The following is a 14,618-nucleotide window of genomic DNA, read 5'->3' as shown; positions in this document are numbered from 1 at the left end:
AAACATCCCGCCCTGTAATGGTTCCCCCAGGAAAGTCGCATCCTGGGAGGGAGCGGACAAGCGTGCACGAGGCAAGGGACATCACCATGCGGGTACTGGTCGCCGAGGACGAGGAGATCCTCGCGGAACTGGTCGCGACCGGGCTGCGCCGGGCCGGCTTCGCGGTCGACACCGTCTACAGCGGGGACGCCGCCCTCGCCTACCTCGGGCTGCACGACTACGACGTCGTCGTGCTCGACCGCGATCTCCCCCGCGTCCACGGCGACGACGTGGCCCGCCGGCTGGTCGCCTCCGGCTCCCGCACCCGGATCCTGATGCTGACCGCCTCCGGCGCCATGGAGGACCGGGTCGCCGGGCTCGACCTCGGAGCCGACGACTACGTCAGCAAACCGTTCGAGTTCCCCGAGCTGGTCTCCCGGGTCCGCGCCCTGCGCCGCCGCAGCGCCAGACCCGTACCGCCCCAGCTGGAGCGGTACGGCATCCGGCTCGACACCGTACGGCGCTCCGCCCTCCGCGACGGCCGGGAGCTGGATCTCTCCCCCAAGGAGTTCACCGTGCTGCAGCTGCTCCTGGAGGCCGACGGCGGGACGGTCAGCGCCGAGGAGCTGCTGGAGCGGGCCTGGGACGCCAACGCCGACCCGTTCACCGGTGCCGTACGGGTCTGCATGAGCAAACTCCGCGCCAAGCTCGGTGAGCCCGCGCTGATCCGTACCGTCCAGGGCGTCGGGTACGCCCTGTGAAGCCGTCGACCGGTTCGTGGGCGGGCTCCCGGCTGCGGCGCCTGGTGGACGCCTCGAAGCTGCCGCACTCCACGATCCGCACCCGCATCGCCCTCGTGTACGGCGGGGTCTTCCTGGTCCTCGGCACCGCCCTGCTCGCCACCGTCAACGTGGCCTCCCGCGCCGGTACGGACTCCGAGGCGCGCGCCATCGCCTCCTCCGCCGTCGTCGTTCCGCCCGGGTATCCCGTCAACGGACCGTTCATCGCCCGCAGCTCGGTCGGCGCCCCCACCCTCTACGAACTGACCGACAACGTCAGTGACGCGGCGAGCAAGCAGCACATGTACTGGTCGATCGCCGCGCTCCTCGTCATGACGGCGGGCGCGGTCGGCGTGGGCTGGTGGATCGCGGGCCGGGTGCTGCGGCCCGTGCACGCGATGACGGCGAAGGCCCGCAGGCTCTCGGAGCGCACGCTGCACGAGCGGATCGCCTCCAGCGGCCCCGACGACGAGCTGAAGGAGCTGGGCGAGACGCTGGACGCGCTGCTGGCCCGGCTGGAGAAGGCGTTCGACAGCCAGCGCAGGTTCATCGCGAACGCCTCGCACGAGCTGCGGACCCCGCTCGCCACCCAGCGCGCTGCGATCCAGGTGGGCCTGGACGACCCGACGCCCGAGGACCTCATTCGCACCCGGCAGACGCTGCTGGACACCAACCGGCGCAGCGAGCGGCTCATAGAGGGGCTGCTCGTGCTGGCCCGCAGCGAACGGGGGCTGGCCGCCGACGAGCGCGAGGACGTCCGGTTCGACCGGGTGGTGCGCGAGGAGACGGCCCGGTATCCGGGGGTGCGGCGGGGCAGCGGGCGGAGTCCGGCCGTGACCGTCGAGGTGGCGCCCTGTCCCGTGCGCGGCAACCGGCTGCTGCTGTCCCAGCTGGTGTCGAACCTGCTGGCCAACGCGGTGACGTACAACGTGCCGGGCGGGTCGGTGGACATCTCGCTGACCGGCGACGGCGCTCTGGTGGTGCGCAACACCGGCCCGGTGGTCTCCGAGGCCGACATCGCGGGGTTCTTCGAGCCGTTCCGGCGGGGCGAGGGCCGCGACCGGATGGGGCCGGGGTCCGGCCTCGGACTGTCGATCGTGCGGTCCATCGCGGTGGCCCACGGCGGTACGGTCACGGCGGTACCGGGCCCGGAGGGCGGCGGTCTCGCCGTGACCGTACGGCTGCCGGTCGATCAGCTCTCGGCCGGTCGGCTCTCGACAGGTCAGCTCTCGGCCGGTCAGGCCTCGGTACGGGCCTCGCGTGCCGCGGTCCAGGCCGGCAGCCCGGCGAGGATCTCCCGGTAGAGCTCGGCGTCCGCGATCTCGCGCGGGGCCGGGCCCGCGTGGAAGAAGGCGGCGTTGGGGGCGTCCAGCTTCCGCAGGAAGTCGAAGCCCTTCGCGTCCTGCTCGCCGAAGGCGACGAACTGGAAGAACAGCGGCAGCCGTGCCGCGTCCGCCAGCGCCTGGCGGGCGAGCTGCTTGGCGTCCGGCGGGCCGTCCGTCTGGAAGATCACCAGAGCCGGTCCGGTCTCCTGCGACTTCTCGTGGTGCGCCACGATCTCCTCGACCGCGCGGTGGTAGTTCGTCCGGCCCAGACGCCCCAGACCCGCGTTCAGCTCGTCGACGCGGCCCTCGTGGGCGGCCAGCTCGATCGTCCCGGTGCCGTCGATGTCGGTCGAGAAGAAGACGACGGACACGGTGGCGTCGGCGTCCAGGTGCGCGGCGAGCGCCACGGCACGGTCGCCCAGGTGCTGGGCGCTGCCGTCCTTGTAGAACGGCCGCATGGAGCCCGAGCGGTCGAGCACCAGGTAGACGCGGGCGCGGAGCCCGGCCAGCCCGTGTTCCTTGAGCGCCGCCTGCGCCGCCTTGTACGGGGCGACGAGCTGGGGGGCGCGCGAGGTGACGCGGGCGAGGGTGGTGGCGGGCTTGGCGGCGGGGGCTGCCGTTTCGGGGGCTGCCGCCGCGGAGTCTGCGGTGGTGGGTGCTGTGGTTGCGGCCGCTTCGGTGACCTCGGTGGGGGCTGAGGTCTTGGGGGCGGGCGCTGCTTCCGCTTCCGGCTCCGGCTGGGCGTCCGGCTCGGCGGTCGCCGCTGCGGGGGCGGTCTCGGGCTCGGACGCAGGCTCCGGCTCGGCCTCCGGCGCGGGCTCGGCCTTGGCCGCCGCGACCGGCTCCGCATCCGGGTCGGCAGCCGGGGTGGGCTCCGGCGCCGGCTCAGGGGCGGGCTCCGGCGCGGGATCCAGGTCGAAGTCGATCGTGATCGGGGCCGGCTCTGCGGTCGGCTCGGGGGCCGTTTCCACGGCCGGGGCCGGCGCGGGCTCCTCGGCCTTCACGGGCTCAGCGACGGGCTCCTCCGCCTTGACCGGCTCGGCAACGGTCTCGGCGACCGGCTCGGCCACGGGTTCGGTATCGGTCTCGGCGACCGGTTCGGCCACGGTCTCCGCGACCGGCTCCGCCACGGCCTCGACCTTCGGCTCCGCGTCCGGGCCCGAGCCCTGTGCGGGGACGGTCGGCGAGGAAGTCGCCGGGGCGGTGGCCGCCTTGTCGAAGGCCGCGGCCACCAGATCCGCCGCACCGGCGTCACGCTCGGTGGCGTTCGAGGACTCGGAAGCGGCCGAAGAAGGCGAAGAAGGCGAAGAAGAAGGTGTTGAGGGCGAAGCCGGGGCCGGGATCGACGCCTTGGCCTCCGTCACGGACACGGCCGCCGAAGTGGTCTCCCGCTCCGGCTCCGTGGACGGGGTGCGCTCGGCCTGGGGCGGGACGGTGGCCGTGGTCGGCTCGTCCTGCTCCGTGCGGCCGAACACCTTACGCAGCAAGCTCCGAATGCCCATGGGCGAGGCCTTTCGCATGAGTTGGGTGCGGGGAATGTCCGACCTGGGTGATTTCATCCCTGGCCAGGACGGATACGTAAGGTTAGCGGCCGGATCCGGCCGTTCGCCGGTCCGGCCCACCCCTGCGCCAACCGAGCCGAAACCGATCCCGGACCGAGTCCGGGGCGGCGTCCGGGGCGGTGTTCACGTACGGCTCCAAGGGAACAGCGGTGGCCCGGACTTCACCCGCCGTTCACCGGGAGTCCCTCGGACCGCGTGGGGGTGCACCTAGCGTCACGCACGACACACCGACGGAGGGAATCCACGTGCGTAATCTGCTGCCGCTCATCAGCTCCCACCCGGGCGGGCGTTCCTCGCTGACCTGCCGCTTCCGCTGTGGGGACGCCTGCTTCAAGGAGACCCCGAACACCAGCGACAACGAGTACGCGGGCGACATCATCGCCCGTGCCGTCTCGCGCCGCTCGATGATGCGTGCAGCCGCCGTCGTGACGGTCGCCGCCGCAGCCGGAACGGCCGCGCTGACCGGCCCCAACGCCCCCCAGGCGGAGGCCGTCGCGCTTGCCGGGCACGGCCACGAACCGCCCCGTAAACCGGCCCCGTCCGGCGCCCGGGGCCTGCGGTTCTCGCCGGTCGCGCCCAATAAGAACGACAAGGTCACCATCCCCGACGGGTACAGCCAGAACGTGGTGATCCGCTGGGGCGAACCGATCCTGCGCGGGGCGCCCGCCTTCAACCCGGACAAGCAGTCCGCCAAGGCGCAGGCGGGCCAGTTCGGTTACAACAACGACTTCCTCTCGCTCCTCCCGCTCCGCGGTGAGCGCGGCCGTCAGGTACTGGTCGCCAACCATGAGTACACGGACGAGATCCTCATGTTCCGCGGCTACGATCCGGCCAACCCCACGCGCGAGCAGGTGGAGATCGCCTGGGCCGCGCACGGACTCTCCGTGGTCGTCGTCCAGGAGGAGCACCGCACCGGCAAGCTGGGCCCGGTCAGCCGTCACCCTCTCAACCGCCGGCTCACCGCCACGAGTGAATTCCGGGTCACCGGACCGGCCGCGGGAAGCCCTCTGCTGCGTACGTCCGCCGACCGCACCGGCCGCAAGGTGCTCGGGACCCTCAACAACTGCGCGGGCGGCACGACTCCGTGGGGCACCACGCTGCACGGCGAGGAGAACTTCAACCAGTACTTCGCCAACGGCAACACCGACATGCACAAGCGGTACGGGATCGGCACCGGCGCCACCGAGCGCAAGTGGGAGCGGTTCGACCGGCGGTTCGACCTGGCGAAGGAGCCCAACGAGGCCAACCGCTTCGGCTGGGTCGTCGAACTCGACCCGTACGACCCGGACTCCACCCCGCGCAAGCGGACCGCGCTGGGCCGGTTCAAGCACGAGGCGGCCCAGCCCCGGCTGACCTCGGACGGGCGCCCGGTCGTCTACATGGGAGACGACGAGAAGTTCGACTACCTCTACAAGTTCGTCTCCAGCAAGCGGATGAAGAAGGGCACCTCGCGCGCTGCCCGCGAGCACAACCTGACGCTGCTGGACGAGGGCACGCTGTACGTCGCGAAGCTGACCGGCGACTCCCCGGCCGCCGAGATCGACGGCACCGGCAAGCTGCCCACCGACGGCGAGTTCGACGGCAGCGGCGTCTGGATCCCGCTGGCCACCGGCACCACCTCGCACGTGCCCGGCATGACCGCCGACGAGGTGTACGTCTACACGCGGCTGGCCGGTGACAAGGTCGGCGCCACCAAGATGGACCGGCCCGAGGACGTCGAGCCCTCGCCGCGCACCGGCCGGGTCTACGTGGCGCTCACCAACAACTCCGACCGCGGCAAGGAGGGCAAGGCCGGGGCGGACGAGGCCAACCCGCGCAACGCCAACAAGCACGGGCAGATCCTGGAGCTCGCGGAGAACTGGGACGACCCGGCGGGCGACGGGTTCGCCTGGCGGCTCTTCCTCGTCGCGGGCGACCCGAACGACCCCGCGACGTACTTCTCCGGCTTCCCCAAGGAGAGCGTCAGCCCCATCTCCTGCCCGGACAACGTGGCGTTCGACGACCACGGCAACCTGTGGATCTCCACGGACGGCAACCAGCTCGGTTCGCACGACGGCCTCTTCGGCGTCGCGACCCACGGCGACCGGCGCGGTGAGCTCAAGCAGTTCCTGACGGTCCCGACCGGTGCGGAGACCTGTGGTCCCGTCATCCAGGACCGCCGTGTCCTGGTCGCCGTCCAGCACCCGGGCGAGGTCGACGGAGCCTCGGTGGAGAAGCCGGCGAGTATCTGGCCCGACGGACCCGGGAAGATCGTCCGCCCGTCCGTCGTCGCGGTCTGGCGCAAGGACGGACGCGACATCGGGGTGTGAGGTCCGGCGGGCGGGCGGACTTATTGCCGCCCGCCCACCACCCGGTCCGCATTACAGTCGGACCCATGGTTTCCGGTGACGCGCCGCAGGCGGAGGGAAGCGTCCGGGTCGACGTGTGGATCTGGTCGGTCCGGCTGACGAAGACCCGTGCCCAGGCGGCCGCCGCCTGCCGGGCCGGGCATGTGAAGGTCGGTGGTGAGCGGGCCAAGCCCGCCCAGGCCGTCCGCGTCGGCGACGAGGTGCGGCTCAGGCACGCGGGGCGGGACCGGGTGGTGGTCGTCTCGAAGATCGTGAAGAAGCGGGTCGGGCCGCCGGTGGCCGTCGAGTGCTTCGTCGACAACAGTCCGCCCCCGCCGCCGCGCGAGCTCGCGATCCAGGTCCCGGTACGGGACCGGGGTACGGGCCGTCCGACCAAGCGCGACCGTCGCGAGATGGAACGCCTCCAGGGGCGCCCGCCGGAGCTCTGAGCCGTCCGGCGGTCCTCCGTACGGGTTCTGTCCCGTTGTTTCACGTGAAACGTCGGGCCGGTCACCCCGGCGGTCTACCCCCGCCCGGCCCTCCGGCGCCCCAGCACCACCCGGGCCACCACCGCCCCCACCAGCAGGACCGCGCCGACCGCCAGCACCGCCCACACCGTGGTCCGCAGTGAGGCGGTGAGGGCGTCGACCACCGCGGCCGCCGCGTCCCGGTCGCTGCCCGGCACCTCGTCCAGCACCCGGCTCCGGCCGACCGCCACCAGGATCCGCAGCACGATCGCGCCGAGGACGAACCCGGCGCCGACGGCCGCCGTGGCCGTCAGGGCGGCCCGGAGCCCGCCCCGTACCGTCGCGATGCCCACCACCAGGACGAGCAGGACCAGCGTGGCGACGGCCGGCCAGATGCTGCAGTAGCGCAGCCAGTGGAACGAGTCCCTGAGGGAGTCCGCACGGTCGGCGCCGATCACCGTGATCTCCGTCCGCTGAACGGGAATCTGATCCGTGAACGGTACCCCCTGGCTCACCAGATCCTGCTTGACCTGCTCGATCACCGGTGCCAGATCGATGATGACCGCCTCGCCGCTGTCGCCGTCCAGCGCGGCGGTCACGGCCTCGTGGGCGGTCCGGTTCGCGGTGTCCCAGGCGGTGCGGAAGGCCTCGGTGGAGGTGAAGGACCGTACGGCCTCGTGCAGGAAGTCCCGGACCGTGTCCTGGAGCGGGCCGAGGTCGATCTGCCGCATCGCCTCGTCGGTGATGAGGTCCGTGACGGTGCTCTGCACCGCCGGGTCGGAGGAGAGCGGGGAGACGGCGGCGACATACCGGTCGGTGTCGTCGATCTCCAGGTCGACCCAGGCGGAGAGCGCGCTGAACGGCACCAGGACGGCGAGCAGGACGAGCAGGACGGCCGAGAGGGCCACCGAGGTCGCCGAGATCGCCGAGGCCTTCGAGGGCTTCGAGGTCGCCGGGGGTGAGGTCCGCACCCCTCCAGGGAATCCCCTGCGGAGCCGGACCGCTCCAGGCCGTACGCCGTTCGAGTTGCCGGGCCGCGTGGGCGGGTGTGCTCTGGAGGAACGGGGGCGCGCGACGGGGCGACGGAAGGAGCTGTCCGCGATGGTCACACACGCAGCCATGCCCGGCCGGAAGGGGGCCCGCGCGCACGCACGGCCCCGCAGTCTCACTCCGCTCGCCGTGGCGCTGCCTCTGGCGCTCGGCATCATCTACGGGTTCTACGCCGCGTTCATCCGCCGGGACGGCGGCCCCAGCACCGGCGGGCAGGTCGTCCTGGGCCTCGTCTCCGGTGCGGCGCTGGCGGCTCTCTGCTTCGCGCTGGGCCGGATCCAGCGGTCACTGCCGCACGGGCTGCGGGCGGTGGCGTACGGCGCCCTGACCGCCTGCGCGATCGGCTTCCTGGTGAGCCTGACGGATACCGGCGTGGTGCGGTCGACCGTGCTGGGGCTGGTGGTCGGCGTGGGTGTCTTCCTGACCACGTTCTACTTCTTCTACTCGCGGGAGCGCTGACCGAGGCTTCTTCTGCTCGCGGCCGCCAGATTGCATCTGGCGGCCGCGCCCCGCCGTCTGGCGCCCTAAGGGTGAGGAAGCCGGAGAGGGAGCGGGAGGAGGAGCGAACGATGACGGACGACGCGGAGACCGGCGAGACCGGCGATATCGGAGAGGCCGACGAGACCGGAGAAGCCAGGGAGACCGGGCAGGCCGGTGGCAGCGGTGACGGCGGGGACCCGCTGCGGGTCGCGGTGATCATCGGCAGCACGCGCGAAGGGCGGATCGGCGACGCGGTCGGCCGCTGGTTCGTGGAGCGGGCTCGGGTACGGGGCGAGCTCGACCTCGTCGTGCTGGACCTCGCGGAGTTCGACTTCCCCGTGCACTACCCGGAGCGGGCGACGGAGCAGATGACGGAGTTCGCCGGGGCGATCGGGAAGGCCGAGGCCTTCGTCGTGGTCACCCCGGAGTACAACCGCTCCTTCCCGGCCTCCCTCAAGCAGGCCATCGACTTCGCGTACGACGAATGGCAGACCAAACCGGTCGGCTTCGTGAGCTACGGCCACGGCTCCTCCGGGCTGTACGCGGTGGAACAGCTGCGCTCGGTCTTCACGGAGCTGCACACGGTGACCCTGCGCAACGGGGTCGCCCTCGACTTCCTGCACACGCCGCTGGAGGACCGCGCCGGGGCCTGCGCGCGGGACCGGGCGGTGCGGCTGATGCTCGACCAGCTCGGATGGTGGGGCTGGGCCCTGCGCGAGGCGCGGGCGGTCCGCCCCTACGTCTCCTGACACCCGCCCCCGCGCGCTCCGCACCCTGATCTGCACCCGCCCCCCCGAACATCGACGACGACGTACAAGGAATGGATTCATGAGTACTGAACTGGCCATCGAGACCACGGGGCTGGTGAAGGTCTTCGGTGAGAACCGCGCGGTGGACGGCGTCGACCTCGCTGTCCCGACCGGCACCGTCTACGGGGTCCTCGGACCCAACGGCGCCGGGAAGACCACCACCGTACGGATGCTCGCGACGCTGCTGCGCCCGGACGCCGGATCCGCCCGGGTGTTCGGCAAGGACGTGGTGAAGGAAGCCGACGCCGTCCGCAGCCGGGTCAGTCTCACCGGGCAGTACGCCTCGGTGGACGAGGACCTGACCGGCAGCGAGAACCTCATCCTGCTCGCTCGGCTCCTCGGGCACTCCAAGCCGGCGGCCCGCGACCGGGCGGCCCAGCTGCTCGAAGGGTTCGGGCTGACCGAGGCGGCGGGCAAGCAGGTGAAGAACTACTCGGGAGGCATGCGGCGCCGCATCGACATCGCCGCCTCCATCCTCAACACCCCCGACCTGCTCTTCCTGGACGAGCCGACCACCGGGCTCGACCCGCGCAGCCGCAACCAGGTCTGGGACATCGTGCGCGCGGTCGTCGGGCACGGCACCACGGTCCTGCTGACCACGCAGTATCTGGACGAGGCCGACCAGCTGGCCTCCCGGATCGCCGTGATCGACCACGGCCGGGTGATCGCCGAGGGCACCAAGGGCGAGCTCAAGGCCTCCGTCGGTTCCGGGACCGTTCACCTGCGGCTGCGCGATGCCGCCCAGCGGCCCGAGGCCGAGCGGGTGCTCTCCCTCGCGCTGGACGCCACGGTCCAGCTGGACGCGGACCCGGTGGCGCTGACCGCCCGGATCGACGCGCACGGATCCGACCGGGGCGCGGCGGAACAGGCTGCCCGGGCCCTGGCCGAGCTGGCCCGGTCCGGCATCACGGTCGACAACTTCTCGCTGGGACAGCCCAGCCTCGACGAGGTCTTCCTCGCCCTCACGGACAAGAAGGGAGTGGCGGCATGAGCACCGCGACCACCAAGACGGAGCTCGAGGGCGTCGAGCTCGCCGCGCCGGACGCGGAGCGCCTCTCGGCCCTCCTGGTCGGCCTGGAGCGGCCGCCGAGGCCCAGCGCGCTGTCGGCCTCGCTCACCTTCGGCTGGCGCGCCATGCTGAAGATCAAGCATGTGCCGGAACAGCTCTTCGATGTGACGGCCTTCCCGATCATGCTGGTCCTGATGTACACGTACCTCTTCGGAGGGGCGCTGGCCGGCTCCACGCAGGAGTACATCCAGTTCCTGCTGCCCGGCATCCTGGTCATGAGCGTCGTGATGATCACGATGTACACGGGTGTCTCGGTCAACACCGACATCACCAAGGGCGTCTTCGACCGGTTCCGTACGCTGCCGATCTGGCGGCCCGCACCGATGGTCGGCTATCTCCTCGGCGACGTCCTGCGCTATGTCCTGGCCTCGGCGGTGATGCTCACCGTCGGCATGATCATCGGGTTCCGGCCGGACGGCGGAGTGCTCGGGGTGCTGGCGGGGGTGGCCCTGCTGCTGGTCTTCGCGTTCGCGTTCTCGTGGATCTGGACCATGTTCGGGCTGCTGCTGCGCACGGAGAAGTCCGTGATGGGCGTCAGCATGATGGTGATCTTCCCGCTCACCTTCCTCAGCAACGTCTTCGTCGACCCGAAGACGATGCCGGGCTGGCTGCAGGCCTTTGTGAACAACAGCCCGATCACCCACCTGGCCACGGCGGTACGCGAGCTGATGGCGGGCAACTGGCCCGCGTCCGCCCTCGCCTGGTCGCTGGGGTGGGCCGGATTGATCATGGTGGTCTTCGGCGCCGTGACGATGCGGCTCTACAACCGGAAGTGACGAAACGGAAGTGACCTACCGGCTGTGACTCCCTGATCGTGACCCGGTGCCGCATCGGCGCCGGGTCACAGCTGCCAGTCGGGGGCGTGGCCGGGGCGGTAGGCGCAGGTGGTGCCCGTGGTCACGGACTCCCGCAGGTGCGCCGCCAGTTCGGGGTGCAGGGAGTCCAGCTTGCGCAGGGTGTCGCGGATGCGGGCGGTGACCGTCTTGCGGGCCCGCTCGGTCCGGTCGTCCAGGCGGCGGCTCCGGCCGCCCAGCCCCGCCGCGGTGCGCAGCTGGTCGAGGAGGGCCTGCCGCTCCCGGTCGTACGCCTCGACCTGCTGGGTGTCGCCCCGTGCCGCCGCGCGGTCTATCTCGGCGTCCAGCCGGTCCAGATGGTCCTTGTACCGGCGCTTGGCCTCCTCGTCGAGCACCGGATCGCCGCCCAGCTGCCCGGCGGCGATCACGACGCTCCCACCCTCGGGGGCGAGCAGTTGCACTGCCGGTACGTCGGCACCGGGGAGCCCCAGCAGGGTGTGCAGGTCCCGCAGGCCCTTGGTGTCCGGGACGTGGACGGTCCGCCCGTCCCAGCGCAACTGCCATACGGCCCCGTCGCGGCGGAACTCGGCGGCTGCCGGGGTGGGGGCGGCGACGGGAACAGGGGCGGGAGCGGGGGAGCCGATGGTGGTTCCGTGGTCGGAGGCCGACGGGGGTGTGCGGAGGGCGGTCGCTGCGGAGGCCAGGTGGTGCAGGCCCAACTCGGCAGCCTCCCGCTCCACTTCGGTGAGTAGACCGCGGGCCCGGCCGGTGTCGCCCGGCTCCGCGCGGGCGAGGAGCGAGCGGGCCAGGTGCAGCCGGGTGCGTACGGCCCAGGGGCGGGCGCGGAGGCGGTCCGCGGAGGCTGCGGCCTCGGTGAGCGTGGCCACCGCCGTGTCCCGGTCGTCGCGGGCGGCGGCGAGCATCCCGAGCCAGAGGTCGACGGGGCCGCCGATGTCGCACCCGTACAGCGAGACGACCCACTGGCCCGTGTAGGGGGTGAGCTCGTCCTCGGCGAGAGTGATCAGGCGCCGGTCGCCGGTGGTCGCGGCCGTCTGGGCCAGCAGCCGGAGCCAGAGCGGCATGAACGCCCGCGGATAGGGGGCCGGGCGGTCCGACTGCTCCGCGATCAGGCGGAGTGCCGGGGCCGCGTCGCCCTGCTCGACCGCGGTGAGCGCCTCCAGCAGCCCGGGGTAGGGATACCGGGCGCCCGGCAGCGCGGCCAGGACCTTCTCGGCCTCCGCGAAGCGCCCCCGGAGCAGGTGCAGGGACCAGTGCAGATGGCACCCCATGAAGCCGAACGCCTCGTGGTCCTCGCCCTCCATGCCGAGGGCCTCACCGTTGAGCGCGTCGGCCGCCTCGGTGAACCGGCCCTGGAGGGAGGCGATCAGGCTGCCGTCGACGGCGACGGCCAGCGCGAACCGGGGCAGCTCCGAGCGCTCGGCGGCCCGGATGAACGTGCGGTACTGGTCGATGAAGGCCGGGTCGCCGAGCTCCAGCAGGGCCACCCACCGCATGGAGGTGGCGTGCAGCTCCATGTCCAGGTTCTGGGTGCGCCGGCCGACGACGGCCATCTCGTCGGTCAGCCCGAGCCGCTCCACCGCCGAGCCGAGACCCCACACGGAGTCGTGGCGCGCCCAGAGGGAGAAGGCGAGGGCCTCGTCGTCCGAGCCGCTGCGGGCCAGGGCCATGATGTGGATGGCCAGCTCCTGCGCGAGCCGGTCGGCGGAGAGGCTGTCCTGCCCGTCCTTGCCGGTGACCTTGCGGTGGGCCTCCCCCAGGAATGTCACCATGAACGCCCCGCCGCCGCCCAGAGTGCCCCGGCGGTACAGGGTGATCGCCACCCGGGCCAGCAGCTCGGGATCGTCCAGCTCCCGTGCCAGGTCGACCGCCCGGTCAAGCAGCCGGTCCCCCTCGGCGGTCTCCCCGGAGTGCCGCAGCTGTTCGCCGAGGTCGAGGCAGATGAGCGCGGCCCGGCGGTGGTCGGGCACCGCCACCCGCCCGGGCGACGCCCCGTTCGGCCCGCCCGGCATACCGGCAGCCACCTCACCCGTCCCGTCCGGCATCCCGGCGACCTCCGAGCCCGCCTCCCCCGACGCCAGCGCGAGGGCCCGGCGGTAGTGGCCGATGGCCTCTTCGTCGGCCAGGCGCCCCGAGGCGTCCCGGGCGGCGGTGAGCAGCAGGTCGATCCGGCGGTCGCGCTCCAGCTCCTCCCCGGCGAGGTGGGCGTGGCGGGCGAGGTCCCCGGGCCGCACCGCGTCGCCGAGGCCGCCGTGCGCGTCCAGCGCCCGTACGGCGGCGGCGTGACGGCGGCGGGTGTCCGCGTCACCGAGGGAGGCGTACAGCGTCTCGCGCAGCAGGTCGTGGGCGAAGGCGTAACTCCCGGAGGGGCGCGGGACGACGACCCGGGCGACGATCGCCGACTCCAGCAGCCGCTCCACCTGGGGGACCGGGGAACCGTGCACCACGGCCAGGACCTGCCGGCGGAACTCCCGGCCGAGCACGGCGGCGGCGGTCAGCAGCGAGACGACCGCGTCCGGCAGCAGGCTCAACCGCTGCCGGACCGCCTCCCGGACCCCGGGCGGAATGGTGGAGACGGGGCTTCCGCTGTGCCAGAGCCGGGCCGTCTGCTCGACGAAGAACGGGTTGCCGCCGGTGCGCCGGTGGACCTCGTCGACCAGCTGCGGCGCGGGCTCGCGGCCCGTCGTCACGGCCATCAGCGCCCCCACCTCGTCGCGGCCCAGACCGGTCAGCGTGAGGGTGGCCGAGGCGCGTGAGACGAGGGGCAGGATCAGCTGCTGGAGGGGGTGGCCGGGGGCCTCCACCTCGACGTCCCGGTAGGTGCCGATGAGCAGCAGCCGCTCGAACCAGGCGTGCTGGGCGGCGAATTCGAGCAGGCGGAGCGAGGCCGGGTCGGCGCTGTGGAGGTCGTCCAGGACCACCACCAGCGGGCGGCTCTGGGAGACGGTGACGAGGGCCGTGGTCACCGCGTCGTACAGCCCGAAGGCCTCGGCGCCGTCCGCCGAGGCCCCGGACGCGTTGTCCCCGTCCGCCTCTCCCGTACTCGGTCCGGCGGCCTTGCCGTCGTTCGCCGGGTCGCCGAGGAGGATGCCGAGCCGCCCGTCCGCCGCCTCCTGGGCCGCCGCCCACTCCGCCGCGGTGGCGGAGCGGCGCAGGCCGCGCAGCACCTGCACCCAGGGCCAGTAACCGGGGGTGCTGTCGGAGTCCCAGCAGGAACCGCCGACCACCAGCGCCCCGCGCCGCCGCGCCTCGTGCGCGGCGTCGGTGACGAGGGTGGTCTTGCCGATCCCGGCCTCGCCCGTGACCAGCACGAGACCGCCGTGGCTGTCCGTGGCCCGGACGATCTCCGAGCGCAGGACGCCTGCGGGATGGTCACGCCCGAACAGAGCAGGGGTCATGACCACACGATAGGAGGCACCACTGACAACGGCTCCCTCCGGCGGAGAAACCCCCGGTGCGGGCGCGGGCCTCGATGCGGCCGAGGGAAACCCCTCAGTCGCGCACCACCGTCACCGGGCACGGAGCGTGCTGCGTGACGTGGAGGCTGACCGAGCCGAGCAGCGTCGCCTTGAGGCCGCTGCGGCCGCGGGCGCCCACGACGAGCAGGCTGGCGCCCTTGGCCCGGTCCAGCAGGGCCTGGGCGGGGTTGCCGATGACCACGATCTTGCTGATCGCGGCCGCTCCCGCCGCACCGAGGGCCTCCTCCAGCGCCTCGTTCAGGGAGACGGTGGCCAGCGCCTGCGGGTCGAAGTCCTCCGGCAGGCCCGGCATCATCGACGCCCAGCTGGTCGCGGGGTACTCCCAGCTGTTCACGGCCTCCACCGAGTCACCGGTCAGCTCGGCCTGGCGTACGGCCCAGTGCAGTGCCTTGATCGAGGGATCGGACCCGTCCACACCCACGACGATCCTGCCCATATCTGCCTCCAGCTCGGTGCGGCTCGGAACAGGATGCGTTGCCG

The 14,618-nt window shown here is 72.5% G+C and carries 12 protein-coding genes; 8 read left to right on the top strand and 4 right to left on the bottom strand.

Annotated elements, in window-relative coordinates; translation table 11 throughout:
• Positions 1-86 precede the first annotated feature (86 nt).
• Positions 87-740, top strand: coding sequence for a response regulator transcription factor (locus IE264_RS07080; protein ID WP_032756193.1), 654 nt, complete (start codon positions 87-89; stop codon positions 738-740).
• Complete coding sequence (locus tag IE264_RS07075) at positions 737-2,062, top strand: sensor histidine kinase (protein ID WP_015609732.1); 1,326 nt, start codon at positions 737-739, stop codon at positions 2,060-2,062. The genes IE264_RS07080 and IE264_RS07075 overlap by 4 nt, the downstream gene beginning before the upstream one ends.
• Here the strand turns inward: IE264_RS07075 and IE264_RS07070 are convergent.
• A complete protein-coding gene (locus IE264_RS07070) occupies positions 1,996-3,585 on the bottom strand; it encodes a VWA domain-containing protein (RefSeq protein ID WP_078657417.1) in 1,590 nt (529 codons plus the stop codon). The genes IE264_RS07075 and IE264_RS07070 overlap by 67 nt on opposite strands.
• 305 nt (positions 3,586-3,890) lie before the next feature.
• On the opposite strand from IE264_RS07070, the gene IE264_RS07065 reads away from it, so the two are divergent.
• Complete coding sequence (locus tag IE264_RS07065) at positions 3,891-5,954, top strand: PhoX family protein (protein WP_015609730.1); 2,064 nt, start codon at positions 3,891-3,893, stop codon at positions 5,952-5,954.
• Positions 5,955-6,019: 65 nt separating this feature from the next.
• Positions 6,020-6,421, top strand: coding sequence for an RNA-binding S4 domain-containing protein (locus tag IE264_RS07060; protein WP_015609729.1), 402 nt, complete (start codon positions 6,020-6,022; stop codon positions 6,419-6,421).
• Positions 6,422-6,495: 74 nt separating this feature from the next.
• Here IE264_RS07060 and IE264_RS07055 read toward each other — a convergent pair whose 3' ends face one another.
• Positions 6,496-7,410, bottom strand: coding sequence for a hypothetical protein (locus IE264_RS07055; RefSeq protein ID WP_051821778.1), 915 nt, complete (start codon positions 7,408-7,410; stop codon positions 6,496-6,498).
• Positions 7,411-7,540: 130 nt separating this feature from the next.
• Here IE264_RS07055 and IE264_RS07050 point away from each other — a divergent pair, with 130 nt between their 5' ends.
• The 4 genes from IE264_RS07050 (at position 7,541) to IE264_RS07035 (ending at position 10,623) form a co-directional block, all read left to right on the top strand.
• Entirely contained in the window at positions 7,541-7,948 is a 408-nt protein-coding gene (locus tag IE264_RS07050) for a hypothetical protein (protein WP_015609727.1), read from the top strand.
• 110 nt (positions 7,949-8,058) lie between these two features.
• On the top strand, positions 8,059-8,718 hold the full coding sequence (locus tag IE264_RS07045) for an NADPH-dependent FMN reductase (RefSeq protein WP_229887432.1): 660 nt from the start codon (positions 8,059-8,061) through the stop codon (positions 8,716-8,718).
• A 79-nt stretch (positions 8,719-8,797) separates the two neighbouring features.
• Positions 8,798-9,769, top strand: coding sequence for an ATP-binding cassette domain-containing protein (locus IE264_RS07040; RefSeq protein ID WP_015609725.1), 972 nt, complete (start codon positions 8,798-8,800; stop codon positions 9,767-9,769).
• Entirely contained in the window at positions 9,766-10,623 is an 858-nt protein-coding gene (locus IE264_RS07035) for an ABC transporter permease (protein ID WP_032755933.1), read from the top strand. The genes IE264_RS07040 and IE264_RS07035 overlap by 4 nt, the downstream gene beginning before the upstream one ends.
• A gap of 65 nt (positions 10,624-10,688) precedes the next feature.
• Here IE264_RS07035 and IE264_RS07030 read toward each other — a convergent pair whose 3' ends face one another.
• On the bottom strand, positions 10,689-14,057 hold the full coding sequence (locus IE264_RS07030) for an ATP-binding protein (RefSeq protein WP_032755935.1): 3,369 nt from the start codon (positions 14,055-14,057) through the stop codon (positions 10,689-10,691).
• Positions 14,058-14,151: 94 nt separating this feature from the next.
• Positions 14,152-14,574, bottom strand: a complete 423-nt coding sequence (locus IE264_RS07025; protein WP_015609722.1) for a universal stress protein — start codon at positions 14,572-14,574, stop codon at positions 14,152-14,154.
• Positions 14,575-14,618: the final 44 nt, after the last annotated feature.

This window comes from Streptomyces microflavus (assembly GCF_014650075.1).
Lineage (GTDB): Bacteria > Actinomycetota > Actinomycetes > Streptomycetales > Streptomycetaceae > Streptomyces > Streptomyces microflavus.
Note: the sequence above shows the minus strand (reverse complement) of the source record. Positions and strands in the feature narration are given on the sequence as shown.

Excerpts from the sequence above, each read along its gene's own strand:
- IE264_RS07080 (WP_032756193.1), top strand. The coding sequence starts at position 87 with ATGCGGGTACTGGTCGCCGAGGACGAGGAGATCCTCGCGGAACTGGTC.
- IE264_RS07070 (WP_078657417.1), bottom strand. The coding sequence starts at position 3,585 with ATGGGCATTCGGAGCTTGCTGCGTAAGGTGTTCGGCCGCACGGAGCAG.
- IE264_RS07060 (WP_015609729.1), top strand. The coding sequence starts at position 6,020 with ATGGTTTCCGGTGACGCGCCGCAGGCGGAGGGAAGCGTCCGGGTCGAC.
- IE264_RS07050 (WP_015609727.1), top strand. The coding sequence starts at position 7,541 with ATGGTCACACACGCAGCCATGCCCGGCCGGAAGGGGGCCCGCGCGCAC.
- IE264_RS07045 (WP_229887432.1), top strand. The coding sequence starts at position 8,059 with ATGACGGACGACGCGGAGACCGGCGAGACCGGCGATATCGGAGAGGCC.
- IE264_RS07040 (WP_015609725.1), top strand. The coding sequence starts at position 8,798 with ATGAGTACTGAACTGGCCATCGAGACCACGGGGCTGGTGAAGGTCTTC.
- IE264_RS07035 (WP_032755933.1), top strand. The coding sequence starts at position 9,766 with ATGAGCACCGCGACCACCAAGACGGAGCTCGAGGGCGTCGAGCTCGCC.
- IE264_RS07030 (WP_032755935.1), bottom strand. The coding sequence starts at position 14,057 with ATGACCCCTGCTCTGTTCGGGCGTGACCATCCCGCAGGCGTCCTGCGC.
- IE264_RS07025 (WP_015609722.1), bottom strand. The coding sequence starts at position 14,574 with ATGGGCAGGATCGTCGTGGGTGTGGACGGGTCCGATCCCTCGATCAAG.